Here is a 23,858-nt window from a genome sequence, read left to right as displayed (position 1 = left end):
ACGTCGGGCGACGAGTCTGAACCACGTCGGGGGTCTTGCCGCAAGCCCCCCGACGCGCTATACGTTGAATACGGGAGGAGGCGTGAGCCCCCTCCCGTTTCGTGTCGCGGCCCGCCGGCTCACGTCGCGAGCGCCGCCGCAAGGGCCGGCGCCAGCTGCGCCAGCACCGCATGGTCGAGCAGCTGGGAGTGTCCGCAGGCGACCTGCTCGACGTGCAGCTCGCCGCGGACGTGGTCGCGCCAGCCCGCGGAGGCCGACCCCGAGAACCCCTGCTCGGGCACCGTGGCGTCGACGAAGAACACGTCGGCGTCGAGCACGCCGGGCCGCGCCGAGTCGATCATCCGGTCGCTGTCCAGGTAGTTCGCGACGACGGCGGCGACCTGCTCGTCGGTCAGCACCGCGGCCACACCGTCGCCACCGGCCCGCAGCAGCGCCACGGCGTCGTCGAGGCCCGGCTCGGCACCGGCCGGCGGTTCGTGCCCCAGCTCGCGCAGCAGCCCGCCGAGGTCCGTCGACGACGTGCCGCCGGACCGGTGCGCGTCGAGCATGCCGACGAACGTCACCTCGCGACCGGCGGCGCGCAGCCGGCACGCCAGCTCGTGCGCCAGGAACCCGCCGAACGACCAGCCCAGCAACCGGACCGGGCCGGTAGGCGCGATCTCGGTGACGTGCCGCGCGTGCTCGTCGGCGAGCGCCGCGAGGGTCGTCGGCAGGTCCGTCGCCCGTGACAGCCGCGGCGCCTGCAACCCGTAGAGCGGGACGTCGTCGGGCAGGTGCCGCTTGAGTGCGGCGAACTGCCACGTCAGACCCGACGCGGGCGGGAGCACGAACAGCGGCGGCGCCGAGCCCCCGACGCGCAGCGGCAGGACGGGGGCGAGTGCGTCGGCACCGCCCCGGTCGCCGTCGACGAGCCGGGCCATCGCGGCCACGCTCGGCGCGGTGAACAGTTCCGCGATCGTCACCTCCACGCCGAGCTCGCGGCGGATCGCCGCGGCCAGGCCGACGAGCATCAACGAGTGCCCGCCGAGCGCGAAGAAGTCCTCGTCGGCGCCGGGCGCCGGGATCCCCAGCAGGTCGCCGACCAGCACGGCGAGGGCCCGCTCGGTCCGCGTCGCCGCCGGCCTGCCGACGCTCGCGGCCGCGAGCGGCGCGGGCAGCGCGGCCCGGTCGAGCTTCCCGGACGACGTGCGCGGCAGCTCGGGCACCGGGACGTAGGCCGTCGGCAGCCACTGCTCCGGCAGCCGGGCCGCGAGGTGGGCCCGCAGCGCCGCCGCGGCGAGCACCTCCCCGCCTGCCGGCACCACGTACGCGACGAGCAGCGGCCTGCCCGGAGTGTCCTCACGCACCACCACCGCGGCGTGCGCGACCTGCGGATGGGTGGCCAGCGCGGCCTCGATCTCGCCCGGCTCGATGCGCAGCCCCCGCAGCTTGACCTGGTCGTCGGTGCGCCCGAGATAGGTGAGACGCCCGTCCGGTCCGCGCCGAACGAGGTCACCGGTCCGGTACATCCGGCTGCCGTCCGGGGCGGCGACGAACCGGGCCGCGGTGAGCCCGGGACGGCGCAGGTAGCCGCGGGTCAGGCCGGCCCCGGCCAGGTACAGCTCGCCCGGCACCCCGACCGGGCAGGGCAGCAGCGCGCCGTCGAGGACGAGGGCGCGGGTGTTGGCGACCGGCCCTGCGGTCTCGGTCCGGGTGTCGGTCCCGGGACCGTCGCCGGGCACGCTGTGCCAGCCGTAGGCGTCGACGGTGAACTCGGTGGGCCCGTAGAGGTCATGGACCTCGACGTCCGGAAGCGCGCGCAGCTGCTCGCCCAGGGCGGCCGGCAGCTGCTCACCGCCGACGACGACCACCCCCGGCCGCCGCGCCGCCGGCTCCAGGAACCCGAGCGCCGCCAGTTCGCGCAGGTAGGTAGGGGTGAGGTCGAGGAGGTCGACGTCGTGCTCGGCGACGTGGGCGCGCAGCGCAGGCGGGTCGAGCAGCAGCTGCTCGTCGAGCACGTGCAGCTCGTGCCCGGCGAGCATCCACATCAGCGGGTCCCAGGCGCCGTCGAAGGTGAACGACGCGGCGTGCGCGACCCGCAGCCGGTCGCGGCGGAGCCGGGCCTGGGCGGGCCCGACGAGGTCGGCGCGGTGCGACCCGTAGAGGTTGGCCAGCCCACGGTGCAGGCCGGTCACGCCCTTCGGCCGGCCGGTCGAGCCGGACGTGTAGATCACGTACGCCGCCGAGTCGGGATGCGGCGCCAGCGGCGCCGTCGGGGCGGGCAGCGGTTCGCGGTCCAGCAGCAGCCTGGGCACCCCGGTGTCCGGGACGGTCCCGGCCCACTCCGCGGTGGTCACCACCAGTGCCGGGCGCGCGTCGTCGAGCACGAAGCGGGTCCGTTGCTCGGGCTGCCGGACGTCCAGGGGCAGCGCCGTGCCGCCCGCGGCGAGGACACCCAGCAGCGCGGGCACGGTCTCGGCACGCGGCAGCGCCAGCGCGACGACGACCTCCGGCCCGACACCCCTGCCGCGCAGCAGCGTCGCGATCCGGCCCACCCGGTCGGCGAGCTGCGCGAACGTCAACCTGCCTGCCGTCGTCGCCAGCGCCGGGGCGTCCGGCCGGTCGGCGGCGACGGCCTCGAGCAGCTGCGGGACGGCCACCCCGCCCGACCGGTCCGGCCCGACGAGGACGCCGGGTTGCGCCCGCTCGTCGTCGGTACGGACGTCGATCCGGCCGACGGCGACGTCGGGGTCCGCCGCCACCGCGCGCAACAGCCCGACGAACCGCTCGACGAGCCGGTCGGCGGCGGCGCGGTCGCCCAGGCCGGGCCCCCACTCCACGACGAGCGTGACGCCAGCGTCGCCGTGGTCGAGTGCGGTGACGTCGAGGTCGAACTTGGCCCCGACCTGCGACTGCGCCGCCCACCGGGCGGGCAGCCCGCACACCGCCGGCTCACCACCGGGTTGGGCGAGGTAGCCCAGCATGACGTGGAACAGCGGGTTGCGGCCGGTGGTGCGGGGCGGGTTGACCGCCTCGACCACCCGCGGGAACGGCAGCGTCGCCTGCTCGAACGCGGCCAGGTCACCCGCGCGCACCCGCCGCAGCAGCTCGACGAACGTCTCGCCGGCGGTGAGCCCCACCCGCAGGACCACCGGGTTGACGAAGAAGCCGACGAGCTCGGCGAGCTCCGGCTCGGTGCGCCCGGACGTGGGGGTGCCGATGGCGATGTCGTCGCCCGCGCCGAGCCGGTGCAGGAGGACCGACAGCGCCGCGTGCAGCAGCATGAACAGGCTGGCGGACTCGCCCGCCGCGAGCTCACGCAGCGGTCGGACGAGGTCGGCCGGCAGGTCGGCCTCCACGGCGCCGCCCGTCGCGGTACCGGCGTCCGCGGGCAGCACGCCCGACAGGTCGATGTCGGTCGGTAGCCCGCGCAGCTGCTCGCGCCAGAACCGGACGGCCGCGGCGTGGCCGCTGTCCGGGTCGTCGGGGTCGCCGAGCAGCTCGGCCTGCCAGCGCGCGTAGTCGGCGTAGCGCGCCGGCAGCGGCGCCCACTGCGGCACCGAGCCGGCGAGCCGGGCGGCGTAGGCCGTCGACAGGTCACGCAGCAGGATCCTGTCGGACCACTCGTCCATCGCGATGTGGTGCAGGACCAGCGCGAGCACCGTGTGTCCGTCGGAATCCTCGGCCACGGCGACGCGGATCGGCACCTCCGCGGCCAGGTCGAAGGGCCGGTGCAGGGCGTCCGCGACGTCGTCGGTGACGGGCACGTGCGCGGCGGGGAGGACGTGCTGGCCCGCGTCGTCGACGAGGGTCCGCAGCGCCTCGTGGCGCGCGACCACGTCGGCGACGGCGGCCTGCAGGACGGCCCGGTCCAGGTGCCCGGCCAGCCGCAGGACCAGCGGGTACTGGTACGCCGTCGAAGCAGGGTCGAGCCGGTGCAGCAGCCAGAGCTGGTCCTGCGACGGCGAGCGCGGCGCGAGCTCGACCCGGCCGGGCTCCGGCGCGGTGGCGACGAGCGCGGGGCGCGCGGGGCCTGCCGCGGCGGTTCCGGCGATCCGGGCGGCGACGCGTTCGGGGGTGCGGCCGTCGAACAGGTCCCGCAGCGAGAGGTCGGCGCCCAGCTCGGCGCGGATCCGGCCGAGCAGCCGGATCGCGACCAGGGAGTGGCCGCCGCGGTCGAAGAAGTCGTCCTCGACGCCGAAGGCCTCAGGACCGTCCGCCGGGACGTCGAGGACCTCGCCGAACAGGGCGCACAGGGCGCGTTCGGCGGCGGTCGCCGGCGGGCGTCCCCCGCTGCTGACGGACACGGCCACGGGCAGCCGGGACGTGTCGAGCTTGCCGTTGACGGTCAGCGGCAGCGCGTCGGTGACGGCCCAGGCCGTCGGCACCATGTGGCCGGGGAGCACGTGTTTGACGGCGCGCTGCACCGTCGCGGGGTCGAGTGCCGCCTCCTCCCCGACGAGGTAGGCCGCGAGGCGCTTGCCGCCCACGCCGTCGGGTTCGGCCAGCACGGCCGCCTGCCGTACTCCGGGCGCGGCGGCGACGGCGGCCTGCACCTCGCCCAGCTCGATCCGGTGGCCGCGGATCTTGATCTGGTCGTCGGTCCGGCCGAGGAAGTCGATGTTGCCGTCGGCGCGCACCCGCACGAGGTCGCCGGTCCGGTAGAGGCGACCACCGGGCACGAAGGGGTCGGCGACGAACCGCTCGGCGGTGAGCCCGGGACGGTTCAGGTAGCCGCGCGCGAGCCCGACACCGGCGATGTAGAGCTCCCCCGGCACGCCGACGGGCACCGGCCGCAGCCACGCGTCGAGCACGTGCGCCGTCGTGTTGTGGATCGGGCGTCCGACGGTCGACGTCGCGCTCTCCGTGGTGCCGGCGCCGAGCGTGTTGATCGTGTACTCGGTCGGCCCGTACAGGTTGTAGCCGAGCACGCCGTCGGTGTCGCGCAGCGTGGCCCAGAGCCGCTCGGGGACGTTCTCGCCGCCGAGCAGCACCAGCAGCGGTCGGTGCACGCCGGCGAGCAGCCCCTCGTCGAGCAGCGCCTCGGCGTAGGTCGGCGTCACGTTGACGACGTCGATGCGGTGCCGCGCGCAGTACGCGACGAGCGCGGTGGCGTCGCGGCGCAGCTCCTCGTCGGCCACGTGCACGTGATGGCCCTCGACGAGCCAGAGCAGCTCCTCCCAGGACATGTCGAAGGAGAACGAGACGGTGTGGGCGATACGCAGGCGGCGACCGGCCGCGGCGACGACCGGCGCGAAGATCGACTCCTGGTGGTTCTGCAGCATGTTGGTCAGCCCGCGGTACGGCGTGACGACCCCCTTGGGCCTGCCCGTCGAGCCCGACGTGTAGATCACGTAGGCCGGGTGGTCGAGGTGCCCCGGCCCGCGCGGGCCGGGGCCGTCGGGAGTGTCCCCGTCTCGTGAGCCGCTCAGGGCGAGGTCCACGACGGGAACGCCCCATCCCGCGGTCCGCGGCGCCACGGCGGACGTGGTGAGGAGCAGCACCGGGGCCGCGTCCGCCACGAGGCCGCGCAGCCGCTCGTCGGGATGGTCGAGCTCCAGCGGCAGGTACGCGGCGCCCGCGCGCAGCACGGCGAACAGCGCGACGACCATGTCGGTCGAGCGGGGCAGCGCGAGCGCGACGACGCGCTCCGGACCGGCGCCGTGCCCGACCAGGAGCCGGGCGGTGCTGGACACCGCGGCGTCCAGCTCGCGGTAGGTCAGCGTCGTGTCACCGCAGGTCAGAGCCTCGGCATCGGGGGTGGCGGCGGCCTGCTCGGCCAGCAGCTCGGCGATGGTGCGGTCGGGGAGCGGCCGCTCGGCGCCCGCGGGCGCGTCGTCGGCCGGGATCGGGACCGCGGCGAGGGGCGAGCCCGCGAGATCGGCGTCGGCGAGGTACGTCAGCACCGACTCCAGCCGGCCGAGCAGTGCCGCGGCCTCGGTGGCGTCGACGAGATCGGGACGGTGCTCGAGCTTCACCCACAGCCGCCTGCCCGGCATCACGACCCACGTCAACGGGTAGTGCGTGGCGTCGACGCTCCCGACCCCGACGATGCCGTTGCGCGTCTCCAGGTCGGAGAACGTGTCGTCGTCGAGGAAATTCTGCAGGACGTAGAGGTTGTCGAAGAGCTGGCCGCGGCCGACGGCCCGCTGGATGTCCCCGAGCCCGAGGTACTCGTGCTCCATCGCGTCGACGCGGTCGCGCTGGACCTGCCGCATCGTGTCCGCGACGCTCGCCGCCGGGTCGAGCCGCACCCGGGCGGGCACGGTGTTGAGGAAGACGCCGACGACGTCGTCGATGCCGTCGAGCTCGGTGGGGCGACCGGCGACCGTGGTGCCGAGCACGACGTCGCTGCTGCCGGTCGCGTGCCCGAGCACCAGCGCGAGCGCCGTGCTGACCAGCGCGTTCAGGGTGACGCCCTCGCCGCGGGCCTGTGCCGTCAGACGGGCCGTGACGTCCTCGGGGACCTCCACCGAGAGCCGCTGCGCGAGCACGGGTTCGCTGCCCGCCGCCTCGGGGCGCAGCAGCGTCGGTGCGGGCAGGTCGGCGAAGGACTCCCGCCAGAACCCCGCCGAGGCCGCCGCGTCGCGGGCACCGATCCAGTCGAGGTAGTCGGTGAACCGTCCCCGCGGCGGCGGGCCCGGCTCGCCGCGGTAGGCGTCGAAGAGCTGGGTGAGCACCAGCTCGCGCGACCACCCGTCCCACAGCAGCAGGTGGTAGGTGAACAGCAGCCGGTCGCGGCCACCGGGCAGGTGCAGCACGGTGAGCCGGGCCAGCGGCGGTTGGCGCAGGTCGAACGCTTCCGTGCGGTCCGCGGCGGTGAGCTCGTCGACCCGCCGGGCGGCGGTGTCGGGATCGAGACCGTCGAGGTCGATCTCGGTCAGCCGGGCACCGAGCCCGTCGCCGACGAAGGCGACGGGCCGCCCGTCCGCGACGGTCGTGAAGCCGAGCCGGGTCGCCGCGTTGGCCGCCAGCACGTGCTCGAACGCCGCGGCCATCCGTCCCGCGTCGAGGCGCCGGTCGAAGTCGAACGCGTTCTGCGCGAGATAGACGTCGGCGTCGGCGGCCAGCTCGGCCTGGACGAACAGGCCCTCCTGCAACGGGGACAGCGGCCAGACGTCGGTGACCGCGACCGACGTCCCGGCCGTCACGGCGTCCACCTCGGCGGCCGTGAGGCCACGGTGGTGGACGTCGGCGGGGGTCAGCCGGGCGGTGCCGCCGGCGGCGGCCGCCAGCTCGCGCAGGGCATCGGCGAACGCGTCGCCCAGCTCGTCGGGCGCGGTGATCCCGCCGTCGAGGTAGGTGAGCACGACCTCCAGCTCGGGCCCGTCCGGGCCGTCCTCGCAGTAGGCGTTGACCTCCAGCAGGTACGGCGTACCCATGTCCGGCGACGGGCCGACGCGCAGCGCCCCGCTCTCCGGTGCGGCGCCCCACGCGACGACGTCGCGCGCCGCGGCGAACCGGCCCAGGTAGTTGAACAGCACCTGCGGCTGTCCGAGTCGGGCGAGTGCGGCGGCGGTGCGGGCGTTGCAGTAGCGCAGCAGCCCGTAGCCGCGGCCCCCGTCCGGCGCGGCGCGCAGCCGGTCGCGGACGGCACCGACCCGGTCGAGCGGCTCGCCGTCGGGCACCGGCAGCCGGACGGGCGCGATGCTGGTGAACCAGCCGACGGTGCGCGCGAGGTCGACCTCGGCGCCCGGCAGGTCGTCGCGTCCGTGCCGTTCCAGGTCGACGGCGACGTCCCCGTCGGCGACGCCCTGCGCGGCGCGCCACCGGGACAGGCCGACGCGCAGGCCCGTCAGCAACGTCTCGGTGACGTCCGCGCGGGCCGCGGCCGGGACGGTCGTGAGCAGCGGCTGCGTCTGCGCCGCGGTCAGCCGGAACCGGTGCTCGCGGGTCTCGCCGATCGTCCGCCCGACGAGCAGCTGCTGCGGGTCGAGCTCGGCGCCGGCGGCCAGCACCTCGGTCCAGTGCGGGAACTCGGCGAGCCGCTCCTGCTGCGCCGACGACTCGTTGAGCAGCCGGGCGTGGGTGCGCAGGGACGTCGCGACCGGCTCGAGCACGGGCACTCGGCCCTGCGCGACGGCCTCCCACGCCGTCCGGGCGTCCTCGTCGAGGATGCGCCAGGACACCCCGTCGACGGCCAGGTGGTGGACGACGAGCAGGAGCCGCCCCGGCTCGTCGCCGCGGTCGACGAACACCGCGGCGAGCATCCGGCCCGCGTCCGGCGCCAGCCGGTCGGCGGCCGCGTCGGACACCGTGCCCAGCAGCTCGGGAAGGTGGAGCCCGCGGCCGTCGACGACGGTGAGCACGTCGTCGAGGGCGGGCAGGTCACGCACGGTCTCCAGCGCCCACAGCATCGGCGCGGGCCGCGACAGCCGCAGCCGCAGCGCGTCGTGCCGGCGCAGCAGCGCGGTGACGACGGCGCCGATCTGCTCCGGCGTCGCGCCCGCCGGGGTGACGAGCAGCTCCGACTGGTTGAACCGGTCGATGCGCCCGCCCAGCTCGGCCAGCCGGTGCACGATCGGCGTCAGCATGACGGGGCCGATCGCGTCCGGGTCGTCCTCGTGCCGGTCCTCGTGCCGGTCGTCGTGCGACGGCGGTGCCGCGCCGCCGCCGGGTGCGGCCAGCGCCGCGAGCGCGGCGGGTGTGCGGTGGGTGAAGACGTCGCGCGGGGCGATCCGCAGATCCAGCCGCTTGCACCGGTTGACCAGCTGCAACGCGATGATGCTGTCCCCGCCCGCGGCGAAGAAGTCGTCGTCGACGCCGACGGGGACGTCGAGGATCTCGCCGAACAGGGCCGCGAGCGTCTCGGCGGTGACGCCCGGGGCGGGTGGGCCCGCGGCGGCGGGCGCCGCGGGTGCTGCCGGGGCGGCGATCGCGGGCAGCGCGTCGCGGTCGAGCTTGCCGTTGACGGTCAGCGGGAGCCGGTCGACGACGGCGTAGAGCGCCGGGACCATGTGCGCGGGCAGGACGGTCTGCGCGTACCGGCGCACGGCGTCGGTGTCCAGCGTCGCGGGCGCGACGAGGTGCGCGACGAGCCGGGGGCGCCCCTGGGCGTCGTGCTGCACGCCGACGGCCGCGCCGTCGACGCCGTCGACCTGCAGCAGCGCCGCCTCGACCTCGCCGGGCTCGATGCGGTACCCGCGCAGCTGCACCTGGTGGTCGGAGCGGCCCAGGTGGACGAGCTCACCGTCGTCGGTCCACCGGGCCAGGTCGCCGCTGCGGTAGAGCCGCTCCCCCGGCACGAAGGGGTTCGCGACGAAGCGGGCCGCCGTCAGACCGGGCCGATCGAGGTAGCCGCGCGCCAGCTGGCTGCCGGCGACGTACACCTCGCCGACGACGCCCGCGGGGACCGGCTGCAGGTACTGGTCGAGGACGTGGACGGCCAGCGTCGGCAGCGCGACGCCGATGACGCTGTCGGGCCGCGTCGCGTCGGCGGCGGTGAGCGGCCGGACGGTGACGTGCACGCAGGTCTCGGTGATGCCGTACATGTTCGTCAGCCGCGGCGCCGTGTCGGCGTGCCGCGCGTACCACGGTGCGAGCCGCCGCAGGTCGAGCGCCTCACCGCCGAACACGACGTGGCGCAGCGCGAGCGGCCGGTCGTCGTCACGGTCGGCCGCGACCAGCGACCGGAATGCCGACGGCGTCTGGTTGAGCACCGTCACGCGCTCGTCGGAGAGCAGCGCGCGGAACCGCTGCGGGTCGCGCACGACGTCGTCGTCCACGACGACGAGCCGCCCGCCGTGCAGCAGCGCCCCCCAGATCTCCCACACCGAGAAGTCGAACGCGTAGGAGTGGAACAGGGTCCACACGTCGTCGGGCCCGAAGCCGAACCCGGACGTGCCCTCGAACAGGCTGGTCACGGCGCGGTGCGGCACCGCGACACCCTTCGGCAGCCCGGTCGACCCCGACGTGTAGATCACGTAGGCGTCCGCCTCCGCGCTCCCCGCCGGAGCCGGCGGCCGCGAAGGACGCGGGAATCGGGCGGGGTCGAGCCCGTCGAGCGTCAGCACAGCGGGCCCGTCGGCGGGCAGCAGCGCCGCCGTCCCCTCGGCCGCCAGGACGCAGTCGGGCCGGGAGTCCGCGAGGATGTGCGCGACGCGCGACGGCGGCGAGCCGGGGTCGATCGGCACGTAGCACGCCCCGGCCTTGAGCACGCCGAGGACGGCGACCACGACGTCGGCCGACCGGGGCAGCGTGATCGCCACGCGCGTCCCGGCCCGCACCCCGTGCGCCGCGAGCCGGACGGCCAGCGCGTCGGAGCGCGCGTCGAGCTCGGCGTAGGTCAGCTCGGCCCGGCCGTCGCGGACCGCCACCGCGTCGGCGTGCGCGCGGGCGACCGCGCGGAACAGTTCGGGCAGGGTGGCGCCGGGTGCCGGGACGAGCTGCGGAGCCGAGGCGACCTCGGCGCCCGTCGACAGCCCCGCCACGGTGACGTCCGGGTCGTCGGCGAGCTGGGCGAGGAACCCGGCCAGCCGGCCGACGAGCCGCTCGGCCGTGGCCTCGTCGACGCGCCCGGTGTCGTAGGTGACCTTGAGCCGCAGCCGGTCCCCGGGGTGAGCGACCAGCGAGACCGGGTAGTGCGCGGCGTCGGTGCCGTCGATCCACTCCAGCTCGGGGAGCCCGGCCGACCCGGTGGGGTCGGTGGCGGCCTCGGTGACCAGGAAGTTCTCGACCACGACGATCGTGTCGAACAGCTCGCCCGCGACCCCGGCGACCCTGGCCAGCTCGGTCAGGCCCAGATGCTGGTGCTCCAGGACGGTGAGCTGCTGTTCCTGCAGCCGGGCGAGTACGTCGCACACCGGTTCGCCGGGCGACCACGCGAGGGGGACCGGCACGGTGTTGATCATCAGGCCGACGATCTCCTCGATGCCGGCCGTGTCGTCGCCGCGGCCGGAGACGGTGGAGCCGAACACCACGCGCTCGCGGCCGAGGGTGCGGCCCAGCAGGAGTCCCCACGCGCCGTGCACGGCGGTGCTGATCGTGACGCCGGCCGCCCGGACGCGGTCGAGCAGCCGCGCGCTGACGTCGGCGTCGAGCACCTGCTCGGCCGCGGCGTGCGGGGCGTCGGAGGTGGTCCCTGGCTCGGTGTCGACGAGCTGCGTCGGGCCGTCGACCTGGGCGAGCACGTCCGCCCAGGCCTTCCGGGAAGCCTCGGGCGCGCGCCCGGCCAGCACCGCGACGTGGTCGGCGAACGTGACCGACGGCGCCGGGAGCGACACCTGTCCCGTCCGCACGAGCTGCCCGTACGCGGCGGCGATGTCGTTGAACATCAGCGGGTAGGACCAGCCGTCGGCGAGCAGGTGGTGCATGGTCTGCACCAGGCGGTGCCGGTCGTCGGCGAGCCTCACGAGCAGGTAGCGCAGCAGCGGCGGCGCGGCGAGGTCGAAGACGGTGCGGAACCGTTCGGCGGCGACCTCGTCGAACCGCTCGGGGTGCTCACGCAGGTCGCAGGTCTCCCACGGGAGCGGCACGTCGGCGGCCAGCACCTGGGCGACCCTCCCGTCGGAGAGTTCGCGGAAGCCCGCGCGCAGGACGTCGTGCCGGGCCACCATCGCCGCGACGGCCTGCCGCAGCAGGTCGGGGTCGACCGTGCCGCGCAGCTCCAGGACGTGCTGGATGACGTACGGGTCGCGGCCCTCGGCCTGGACCGAGTGGAAGTACATGCCCTGCTGCAACGGCAGCAGCGGCAGGACGTCCACCGGCCCGCCGGGGACCGTCGTCTCCAGCTCCGCGACGTCGTCGGCGGTGAGCGTGACCAGCGGGAAGTCCGCCGGCGTGTGCCCGGCCAGGTCCTCGGCGGAGGCGATCGCCCGCAGCGCCTCGCCCCACAGGGCGGCCAGCTGCTCGACCTCCGCCCGCGCCAGGATCCCGGTGGGGAACGTCAGCGTCGCGGAGAACTCCGGACCCGCGGCGGTGTCGTGGGTGATCGCGTTGACCGACAGCGCGCGGACCTCCGACGACGGGTCGACACCCTCGCCGAGTGCCGCGTACTCCTCGACGCTCCCCCAGTCCGACGCCGCGCCGGTGGCGAAGCGACCCAGGTAGTTGAACAGGATCTGCGGTTCGACGACCGGCAGGCCGGCCGCGGGGTCGAGATCGGCGAGCACGCCGTGCCCGATGCCCCGGTTGGGCACCCGCAGCTGGTCCTTGACGGCCTTGACCGCGCGGGCCAGCTCCGGCCCGCCGGCGCGCACGGCGTCCCAGCCAGGGGTTCCGGGGTCGAGGCGGACCGGGTGCAGCGAGGTGAACCAGCCGACGGTGCGGGAGAGGTCCAGCGGGCCCGCGGCGTCGAACGGGTCGGGCTCGCGGCCGTGGCCCTCCAGGGTGAGCAGCACGGCGGCGTCCTCGGCCCGGCCGCGGACGCGTCGCCAGTGCCCGACGGCCAGCGCGAACCCGGCCAGCAGCACGTCGTTGACGCCGCCGAAGATCGCCGCGGGCACCGTCGACAGCAGCGGCCCGGTGACGTCGGACGGCAGCTCCAGCACGACGTCGTCGGTGGTCGCGGCCACGTCGACGGCCGGGTCCAGCGGGCGCGAGCCCAGGTCGGGGTCCGGGGTGGCGAGGACGTCGCGCCAGTACGCGGCCTCGCCGCGGAACCGGCCCTCGTCGGCGGCCGTGCGCATCCGGGTGGCCCAGGTGCGGAACGACGTCGCGACCTCCTCCAGCTCCGGCGCGCGCCCGGCCCGCACGGCCGCCCACGCCTGCTCGAGGTCGGCGCCGAGGATGCGCCAGGACACGCCGTCGACCACCAGGTGGTGGACGACGAGCAGCAGGCTCCCCGGCCCGTCCCCGGCACGGAACCAGTGCGCGCGGACCATGGTCCCGGCGCGGGCGTCGAGTGCCGCGGCGGCGGCGCGGGTGGCCGCCGCCATCTGCTCGCGGCTCGGCCTGCCGTCGGTCATCTCCAGCGGCACGGAACCGCCGGGTCCGGGCACGGTGAGGTGCCAACCACCCTCGGCGGAGCCGACGACGCGCGCCCGGAGCAGGTCGTGGCGCGCCAGCACCGCGGCGAGGACCGTCTCCAGCTCGTCGCGCGTCATGCCGGCGGGCGTGCGCAGCACCGACGACTGGTAGAAGTTCGCGAGCGGCATGTCCTGGAACGCCGCCAGGATCGGCGTGTTCGGCACGTCGCCGACGCCGTCGTCGCGCACCGCCGGCGCCCCGGTCGCCCTACCCGCGGCGGCGGCCAGCGCCTCGACCGTGCGGCGGCGGAAGACGTCGCGCGGGGCCAGCTCGAGCCCGGCCTTGCGCGCCCGGCTGCACAGCGTGATCGACGAGATGCTGTCACCGCCGAGGGTGAAGAAGTCGTCCTCGGGGCTGACGTCGGTCACGTCGAGCCCGACGACCGCCGCCACGATCTCGACGAGCAGCCGCTCCGCCCCGGTACGGGGAGCCCGGCCACCCCGGCGGGCGACGGGCCGCGGCGCGGGCAGGGCGGCGACGTCGAGCTTGCCGTTGACGGTCAGCGGCAGGTCGTCGACCACGCCCCAGAGCGTCGGGACCATGTAGTCCGGCAGCACCCTGGCCACCGCCTCGGCGAGGTCGGCGGGCTCGACCGACCCGTCGGGCACGACGTACGCGGCGAGCCGCTTGACGTCGGCGTCCGTGCGCACGACGACCGCGGCGCGGCGCACCCCCGGCCGGGCGGCCAGCGCCGCCTCGATCTCGCCGGGCTCGACACGGTAGCCGCGGATCTTGACCTGGTCGTCGGAGCGGCCGAGGAAGTCCAGGTTCCCGTCCGGCCGCCGGCGCACGAGGTCGCCGGTGCGATACATCCGCCCGCCCGGGTTCCACGGGTCGGCGACGAACCGGTCCGCGGTGTTGCCCCGCCGGTCGAGGTAGCCGCGGGCCAGCCCGGCACCGGCGATGTAGAGCTCGCCCACGACGCCGTCGTCGACCGGGCGCAGCCACTGGTCGAGCACGTGCGCGCGGGTGTTGTGGATGGGCCGCCCGACCGTCGACGTCGCGCTGTCCCGCGTGCCCGCGCCGAGGGTGTTGATCGTGTACTCGGTGGGGCCGTACAGGTTGTAGCCGAGCGTGGTCTCGCGCAGCTCCGTCCACAGGGCTTCGGGCACCGCCTCGCCGCCGAGCAGCATCAGCGCGAGCGGGTGCCGTCGGACCAGGCCCTCCTCCAGCAGGACGCGGGCGTAGGTCGGGGTCACGTTCACGACGTCGACGCCGTGCGTGCGGCAGTAGTCGACGAGCGCGCGGGCGTCGCGGCGCAGCTCCTCATCGCACACGTGCACCTCGTGGCCCTCGACGAGCCAGAGCAGCTCCTCCCACGACATGTCGAAGGAGAACGAGACGGTGTGCGCGATCGTGAGCCGGCGCCCGCCGGCCGCGGCGACCGTCGGGTCGAAGATCTCGGCCCGGTGGTTGAGCTGCATGTTCGTGAGCCCGCGGTACGGGGTGACGACGCCCTTGGGCTTACCCGTCGACCCCGACGTGAAGATCACGTAGGCCGGGTGGTCGAGCCGTCCCGACCGGCCGGGGGCGAACGCCCCCAGCTGCTCGGCGGTCGGCGCGGTGTCCGGGTACACGGCCAGGTCGAGACGGTCGAGCTCGACGGCACCCGGGAACCGGGCCGACACCGCCGACGTCGAGAGCACCAGCAACGGGCGCGCGTCGGCGATCATGCCGTGCAGCCGGTCGTCGGGCTGTTCCAGCTCCAGCGGCAGGTAGGCCGCGCCCGTGCGCAGCACGGCGAACAGCGCCACGACCATCTCGATCGAGCGCGGCAGCGCCAGCCCGACGACCTTCTCCGGGCCCGCCCCCGCGGCGAGCAGGTGGTGTGCGAGCCGGTTGATCCGGGCGTCCAGGTCCGCGTAGCCGACCCGCGTGCCGCCGAAGACGAGCGCGGTCTCCTCCGGCACGGCGGCGGCGCGCTCGGCCAGCAGGTCGGCGATGGTCGCGGTGCCGATCTCGTGCTCGGCCCGTGCCCACTCGGCCATCCGCGCCGCGCGGTCGGCCGGGGTGGTGAGGTCGATCGCGGCGACCCGCTCGTCGAGCCCGTCGGCGAGTCGCAGCAGGACCTGCTCCAGCCGCGCGAGCAGCCCGGCCGCCCGCTCCGGGGCGACGACGTCGCTGCGGTGCTCGAGCTTCACCCACAGCCGCGGGCCGGGGTAGACGACCCAGGTCAGCGGGTAGTGCGTCGAGTCGACGCCGTCGGCCGAGACGATGCCGTGGTCGGCGCGCAGGTCGTCGGTGAGCGCCTCGTCGTCGACGAAGTTCTGCAGCACGTAGAGGTTGTCGAACAGCTGGCCGCGGTCCACCGCGCGCTGGACCTCGCCCAGCCCGAGGTGCTCGAACGGCATCATCGCGGCGCGCTGCTCGTGCATGCCGCGCACGGCGTCGGCCACGGTGTCGGCCGGGTCGAGGCGGACGCGCGCCGGGATCGTGTTGAGGAAGACCCCGACCACGGACTCGACGCCGGCGACCTCGGCGGGCCGGCCCGAGACCGTCATGCCGAAGACGACGTCGTCGGTCCCCGCGGCGTGCCCCAGCACCAGACCGAGCGCCGTGGCCACGACCGAGTTGAGGGTGACGCCGAGCTCGCGGGCCCGCGCGGACAGCCGCGCGGTGTCGGCCTCGGACAGCTCGACCGACAGCCGCGTCGCGATCACCGGGTCGCTGCCGACCGCCTCGGGGAACATGATCGTCGGCGACTCGACGTCGGCGAACGCCTGCGCCCACGCCGCGGCCGCGGCCGCGTCGTCCTGTTCCGCGAGCCACCCGAGGTAGTCGGGGAACCGGGCGGTCGCCGGCGCGGGCAGCGCCGCCGCGTCGCCCCGGCGATAGGCCTCGTAGGCCCCGAAGAGCCGGCGCAGCACCAGCTCCCGCGACCACCCGTCCCAGAGGATCAGGTGCCGCGTCATCAGCAGGTGGTCGCGGCCGTCGCCGCGCAGCACGGCGAGCCGGAACAGCGGGGGCCGGGCCAGGTCGAACGGCGTCCGCCGGTCCTCGGCCATGATCGCGGCGGTGCGCTCCGCGCGTTCGGCGGGGGGGAGCCCGGACAGGTCGATCTCGGTGACGACGGGCGCGACCCGCGGGGGCAGGACGGCGACCGGTGCGTCGAGCCCGGCGTCGGTGAAGCCCAGCCGCAGCGCGGAGTTCTGGTCGAGCAGCAGCGTGGCGGCGCGGGTCAGCGCGTCGACGTCGAGGCGGGTCTCGAACTCGATGCTGTCCTGCGCGAGGTAGACGTCGACGCCCTCGGCCGAGGTGTCGGCGAACCGCGCCTGGAAGTACAGCCCGGCCTGCAGCGGGGAGAGCGGCCAGACGTCCTCGACGGGGCCCGCCGCCTCCAGCGCGGCCACCTCGTCCTGGCGCAGCGACACGAGCGGGAAGTCCGACGGGGTGTGCCCGCGCAGGTCGGGGCAGCGTGCGACCGCGTCGAGCACCTCGGTCCAGCGCCGGGCCAGGGCGCGGACGTCGGCGGCGCCGAGGATGCCGGTGGGCCAGGTCAGCGTGGCCGTCCCCGCGTCGCCCTCGCCGAGCACGTTGATCTCGAGCGCGTCCACCGGTGCGGCCGGGTCGAGCCCCGAACCGACGGCGGCGAAGCCGGGCAGCGGCGCCCAGTCGCCGTCTGTCGCCTGCCCGCGACCGCGGTAGTTGAGCACGACCTGCGGACGGACGTCGGGCAGGTCGGCGTCGGGGTCGAGATGGCGCAGCACGCCGTACCCGACACCCGCCGACGGCACCCGCAGCTGCTCCTTGACGGCCTTGACCGCGCGGGCCAGCGCCGCGGCGGCCTCGTCGACGTCGGCGGCGCTCACGTCGCCGGGGTCCACGCGCACCGGGTAGACCGACGTGAACGACCCGACCGTGCGGGACAGGTCGAGGTCGCCGAACAGCGCGCTCTCGCGGCCGTGGCCCTTCACCCGCAGCACGGTCGCCGGCCCGTCGTCCACGCCGCGGTCGCGGCGCCACCGGTGCAGCGCGATCGCGAACGCCGCCACGAGGACGTCGTCGCCGCGGCCGTGGATCGCCTGCGCCGCCCCGGCGAACGGCGGCAGCGCGACGGTCACGGTGTCGGTCGTGGCCTGCACGTCGACGCCCGCGTCGAGGGGCCGGTCACCGAGATCCGGGTCGGGCGTCGCGAGGACGGCCCGCCAGTGCTCCCGCTCGGCGCGGAAGCGGCCTGCCGCGGCGGCCTCGCGCAACGTCCGCGACCAGGTCGCGTACGACGTCTCGACGGGCGCGAGCAGCTCCTCGGTTCCCGTCCGCACGGCGTCCCACGCCGCGGCCAGCTCACCGCCGATAATGCGCCACGAGACCCCGTCGACCACGAGGTGGTGGGCCACCAGCAGCAGGGCGCGCGCGTGGCGGAACCAGACGGCCCGCAGCAGGGCGCCCCGGGCGGGGTCGAGTGCCGCCGCGGCCTCCCGGGTCGCCCGCTCGACGGTCTGCGCCGAGACCGCTCCCGGCTCGACCACGACGGTGGGCGGCGTCGTCCCCGCCGGCACCTCGACGGTCCAGGCGTCGCCCGCCGGTTCGACGACCGCGCGGAGCAGCCCGTGCCGCGCCAGCACCGCGGCGAGGATCCGGTCCAGGTCCGCGCCGGTCAGCCCCTCGGGGGTGCGCAGGAGCGCGGACTGGAAGAAGTTCGCGAGCGGGATGCGGTCGCGCGCGGCCTCCGCCATCACCGGCACGAGCGGGACCGGGCCGATCCCCTCGTCGCGGGCGGACCCGGTGTCCGTGACGACGTCGTCGACGACCCCGGCCAGCGCCGCGACGGTGCGCAGCCGGAAGACGTCGCGGGGCGTGATGCGCAGACCGGCGCGGCGGGCCCGGCCGGACACCGCGATCGAGGTGATGCTGTCACCGCCGAGCGCGAAGAAGTCGTCGTCGATCCCGACCCGGTCGAGGGCGAGGGCGTCGGCGAACAGCGCGGCGAGCCGTTCCTCCACCGGCGTGCGCGGGGCCCGGTCCGACACCAGCCCCGCGAAGTCCGGTGCCGGCAGGGCCGCACGGTCGAGCTTGCCGTTGGGCGTCGACGGGAACGCCTCCAGCGCCACCACGATCGCGGGCACCATGTGCTCGGGCAGCACCTCGGACACCCGGGCGACCAGGGCGTCCGACGAGGTCGGGCCGGTCACGTAGCCGACCAGCCGCCCGTCGCGCACGACGACCACCGCCCGCGTCGCCCCGGCCGCGACCAGCGCGGACTCGATCTCTCCGGGTTCGATCCGGAAGCCGCGGACCTGGACCTGGTGGTCGACGCGGCCCGTCACCTCCAGCACGCCGGTCTCGTCCCAGCGCGCGACGTCGCCGCTGCGGTACATCCGCGCGCCCGGCACGAACGGGTCCGCGACGAACCGCTCCGCGGTGAGCCCCGGACGGTTCAGGTAGCCGTGCGCCAGCTGCACGCCCGCGAGGTACAGCTCGCCCGTGACGCCGGGCGGCACCGGACGCAGCGCCCCGTCGAGGACGTAGAGCCGGGTGTTCGCGACCGGCCGCCCGACCGGCACCGACGCCCCCACCGGGCGCTCGCGGGTGTCCCAGGCGGTGACGTCGATCGCGGCCTCGGTCGGCCCGTAGACGTTGTGCAGCTCGGCGTCGGAGAGCGCCGCGAAGCGCCGGACCACGTCGGCGGGCAGGACCTCGCCGCCACAGATCACCCGGCGCAGCGAGGTCAGCTCGCGGACCGCGGGCTCCTCCAGGAACACGGCGAACATCGACGGCACGAACTGCACCGTCGTGACCTCGTGCTCGGCGATGAGCGCCGCGAGGTAGGCGGCGTCCTTGTGGCCCTCGGGCTTCGCGAGCACCATCGTCGCGCCGGACATCAACGGCCAGAACAGCTCCCGCAGCGAGGCGTCGAAGCTGGTCGGCGTCTTCTGCAGGGTCGGCTCGCCGGGTTCGAGCCGGTGGCGCTCCTGCATCCAGGTCAGGAAGTTGGCGGCGGCACCGTGCGGGACCACCACGCCCTTGGGCCGGCCGGTCGAGCCACTGGTGTAGATGACATACGCCGGGTCGGCCGGCGTGACGACGGTGTCCGGGTTCGCCGGGTCGCCGTCGACCGGGAAGGCCGCCGGGTCGTCGAGCACCACGACGGGACGCGCGTCCTCCAGCACGAACGCGATCCGTTCGGCGGGGTAGCCGGGATCGACGGGCAGGTACGCCGCGCCCGCCTTGTGCACCGCGTACAGCGCGACGATCAGCTCGATCGACCGTTCCAGCCGCACCGCGACGACCGACCCGCGCGACACACCGCGCGCGAGCAGGTCGTGGGCCAGCAGGTTCGCCCGGCGGTCCAGCTCGGCGTAGCTCACCGAGCTGCCCTCGAAGACCACCGCCGTGGTGTCGGGGGTCTCGCGCACCCAGTGCTCGAAGCGGCTGCGCAGCGTCGGCGCGCCGAGGTCGAGCTCCGTGTCGTTGAAGTCCTCGACGACCGTCGTGCGGGCGGCGGCGTCGACCAGCTCCAAGCGGCCGACCGGCGTCCGCGGGTCCGCGGCCAGCTGGTCGAGCACGCGCAGCACGCGGTCGAGCAGGTCCCGGGCCCGGTCCTCGGCGACGAGGTCGACGTCGTACTTGAGCTGCAACGTCAGCCGCTCGCCGGGGAACGCGACGAGCGAGACGGGATAGTGGGAGAAGGTCGTGGACGTGAAGCCGCGGACGGCCGGCCCGTCGTCCTGCGGGGCGTAGACCTCGGGGAAGTTCTCGACGATCACGAGCGTGTCGAAGAGCGTGCGCAGCCCGCGCGACCGGGCGAGCTCGGCCAGGCCGACGTGCTGGTGCTCCAGCACCGCGGTCTGCCGGTCCTGCAGCCGCCGGACGACGTCGTCGACCGGCTCGGCCTTCGTCCACGACATCGCCACCGGCACCGTGTTGATCAACAGTCCGACGACGGACTCGACCCCCGGGACGGTCTGCCCGGCCCGGCCCGACACCGTCGACCCGAAGACGACGGTGTCCTCGCCCAGCGTGCGACCCAGCACCAGCCCCCATGCCGCGTGCAGCACCGTCGACAGGGTGACGCCGAGGTCACGGGCGAGCCCGGTGAGCGCCGCGGAGCGGTCGACGGACAGCTCCTCGGCGGCGATCCGGTGCTCTCCGACGGCGGCGCCCGGGTCGGCGTCGACGAGCAGCGTCGGTTCCTCGACCTCGGCGACGGCCGCGACGTGCCTGCCCAGCGCGACGGCGGGCACCCCACGCAGCGTGCCGCGGTAGGCGTCGACGACGTCGTTGAACATCAACGGGTACGACCAGCCGTCGGCGACGATGTGGTGCAGCGTCTGGACGAGCCGGTGCTCGGTCGGGGTCAGCGAGACCACGGCCCAGCGCACCAGCGGCGGGCGCGCGAGGTCGAACGGCCGTGCGCGCTCCGCGGCGGTGACCTCCGCCAGCCCGGCCGCCGGGTCGGCCGACCCGGTGAGGTCCACGACCCGCCACTCGAACTCGACGTGCCCGCTGACGACCTGCACGATCCGGCCGTCGGCGAGCCCGCGGAACCCGGCCCGCAGCGCCGGGTGCCGGTCGACCATCGTCGCCACGGCGGCGCGCAGCACCTCCGGGTCGAGCGGCCCGGTCAGCTCGGCGACCTGCTGGATCCGGTACGGGTCGACGGACCCGTCCCCGAACGTGGCGTGGAAGTACATGCCCTGCTGCAGCGGCAGCAGCGGCAGCACGTCCTGCAGGTCGGGCACCTCCCGCTCCAGCTCCGCGACGTCGGCGGCGGTGAGCGGCACGAGCGGGAAGTCCGACGGGGTGTGCCCGGCGACCGTGTCGTCGGTGGCGATCGCGCCGAGCAGCCGCACCCACTCGTCGGCGAGCGCCCGGACGTCGGCGGCGTCGAGGACCGCGGCGGGCCAGCTGAAGCGGGCCGAGAGCACCGGACCGTCGGCCGTGTCGACGGTGATGGCGTTGACCTCCAGCGCCCGCGGCAGCGGCATCCGGGGGTCGCGGTCCTCGCCGAGCACCCGCTCGTCCCCGGCCGCCGCGTCGTCGGCCGTCGACCAGTCCGCACCCGAGCCGGCCGGGAACCGGCCGAGGTAGTTGCACAGCAGCGACGGCGCCACCGACAGCTCCTCGTGCCCACCCAGGAAGCGCAGCGCGCCGTAACCGAGCCCGTGCCGGGGCACCGCGCGCAGCTGCTCCTTGACCGAGCGCACCACCTCCGCGAGCGAGCCGTCGGTGATCTCCAGCGGCACCGGGTAGAGCGTGGTGAACCAGCCGACCGTGCGGGACAGGTCGAGCGGGTGCCCGGGCAGCAGCTCCGCCTCGCGGCCGTGCCCCTCCATCTCGACGAGGATCCGGTCGTGCCCGCGCCAGGCCCGCACGGCGAGCCCGAGCGCCGCGACCAGCGCGTCGTTGACGCCACCGTGGATCGCCGCGGGCACCGAGCCGAGCAGCGGACCGGTCAGCGCGCTCGGCACCGTGACGGTCAGCGCCCGCTCGGTCGCGACGGTGTCGGTCGCGGGATCGAGCGGACGGTTCCCCAGCACCGGGTTCGGCGCGGCCGCGGCCGCGCGCCAGAACGGGAGGTCGTCGTCGAACGTGCCCGCGCGGGTGGCCTCGTCGAGGCGCAGCGCCCATTCCCGGAACGACGTGGTCGCGGGCTGCGGGTCGGCGCCCGCCCAGGCCCGGCCCAGGTCTTCGGCGAGGACCCGCAGCGACACGCCGTCGACCACCACGTGGTGGACCACGAGCAGCACCCGGCCCTGGGCGTCGGGCCCGCGGTCGAGCCGGACGACCTCGAGCATCCGGCCCGCGCTCGCGTCGAGCCGGGCCGCCGCGGCGACGGTCTCCTGCCGGACCCGGTCGGCGACGGGCTCGTCCGGGTCGAGGCGGACGTGCGTGACCGAAGGCGCCGCCGGCCCGGCCGGGACGTCGACCCGCGGCCTGCCGTCGGCGCCCGTCCGGACCCGGGCGCGCAGCACGTCGTGCCGGGCGAGCAGTCCCGTCGTCAGCTCGGCGAGCCGCTCGGTCGTCAGCGCGGCCGGGGCGTGCAGTGTGATCGACTGGTAGAAGCCCTCCGACGGACCGGTGGCGTGGAGCCACTCGACGACCGGCGTCGCCGGCAGCTCACCGACCGGCGCGACGGTGCTCGGCTCGGCGCCCGCGGCGTCGCGGGCCGCGAGCGCCAGCGCCGCGGGCGTGCGCAGCTCGAACACCTCGCTCGGCCGGATCTCCAGGCCCTCCCGGCGGGCGCGACTGACCAGCCCGATCGCGACGATGCTGTCGCCGCCGAGGGTGAAGAAGTCGTCGTCGGCCCCGACCTCGGGCAGCCCGAGGACCTCCGCGACGACCGCGCACAGCGTCGCCTCGTGTGGGGTCCGCGGCGCCCGGCCGGGCTCGCGCGCCGGCCGCTGCGGCTCCGGGAGGGCACGGCGGTCGACCTTCCCGTTGGGGGTCAGGGGGAACGTGTCCAGGACCGTGACGGTGGTCGGCACCATGTACTCGGGCAGCCGGTCGGCGCACCAGCCGCGCAGCTCGTCCTCGGTGACCGGGTCGAGCAGCAGGACGTACGCGGCGAGGTACTTCGCTCCCGCGGAGTTCGAGCGGGCGGCGACGACGGCCTGGCGGACGGCCGGGTGCGCCGCCAGCGCGGCCTCGACCTCCTCCGGCTCCAGCCGCATCCCGCGGATCTTGACCTGGTTGTCGACGCGGCCGAGGAACTCCAGCGTCCCGTCCGGGTGCCAGCGGGCGAGGTCGCCGGTGCGGTAGAGGCGCGCGCCCGTCGGGTCGAAGGGGTTGGCGACGAACCTGGCCGCGGTGACGCCCGGCGCGTTGACGTAGCCGCGGCCGAGCAGGAACCCGGCCGCGTACAGCTCGCCGCCGACGCCGACCGGTACGGGCCGCAGGCGCTCGTCGAGCACGTGGATCTGGGTGTACGGGTTGGGCCGGCCGATCGAGGTGTCCGACCGCTCCGCACCCGGCCGGTAGATCGCGTGCGTGACGCCGATCGTCGCCTCGGCCGGGCCGTACCCGTGGTACATGGTCGTCGTCAGCCGGGCGCGGAAGCGACGGAACAGCTCCGGCGTCAGCGCCTCGCCTCCGCACCAGACGTGCCGCAGCCCGTCGAGGCCGCCCCCGGCCGTGCCGCGGGCCATCTCCAGCAGCGCGTCGAGCATCGACGGGACGAGGTAGACGAACGTGACGCCCTCGGTGGCGATCAGGTCGAACAGGTGGTGCGGGTCGCGGTCGCCGCCCGGGTCGGCGACGACGACGTGCCCGCCCGACACGAGCGGCAGCAGGATCTCGTTGACGGAGATGTCGAACGACAGCGGGGCCTTGAACAGCGACGCGTCGCCGGGGCCGAAGCCCAGCACCGTGTGGACCTGCCACTCCAACCGGTTCGCGATCGCCGCGTGCCGGATCATCGCGCCCTTCGGCGTGCCCGTCGAGCCGGACGTGAACATCACGTAGGCGAGCCGCTCGGGCTCGATCCGGACGTCCGGCCGGTCCGCCTGCCGGTCGGCGTAGCGCCAGGCCCCGAGGTCGACGACGGACGCCGGGACGAGGGGGTCGCCGTCGTCGGCCGTGGTGACCATGTGGACCGCGCCCGCGTCCGCGAGCACCTGACGGCGACGCTGCTCCGGCCACTCGGGGTCGACCGGCACGAACGCCCCGCCCGCTGCCATGATCGCCAGCACCGAGATCACCATCTCCGGTGACCGCGGCAGGTGCACGGCGACGACCTGCTCGGCCGTCAGGCCGCCGGCCAGCAGGTGGTGTGCGAGCTGGTGGACGTGCCGGGCCAGCTCGGCGTAGGTGAGCCGGACCGGACGCCGTCCCCTGGCGACGAGCGCGGTGACCCCGGGGTGGGCGGCGGCCGCCCCGGCGAAGAGCTCCACGACCGTCGTGGTGTGCGCCGGCTGCTCGGGGTCGTTCCACTCGGCGAGCGGCAGGAGACGTTCGGCGGACTCGATGGACAT

General features: G+C 75.6%; 1 protein-coding gene. It reads right to left on the bottom strand.

What is annotated here, in order from left to right:
* Positions 1-119: 119 nt before the first annotated feature.
* Positions 120-23,858 carry a non-ribosomal peptide synthase/polyketide synthase gene (locus PSED_RS01320; protein ID WP_013672468.1) on the bottom strand — a complete coding sequence of 7,913 codons (23,739 nt, stop codon included), beginning with the start codon at positions 23,856-23,858 and terminating at the stop codon, positions 120-122.

The sequence above is a fragment of the Pseudonocardia benzenivorans CB1190 genome (assembly GCF_000196675.2).
Classification (GTDB): Bacteria; Actinomycetota; Actinomycetes; order Mycobacteriales; family Pseudonocardiaceae; genus Pseudonocardia; species Pseudonocardia benzenivorans.
This window is presented reverse-complemented; position numbering and strand designations above follow the sequence as displayed.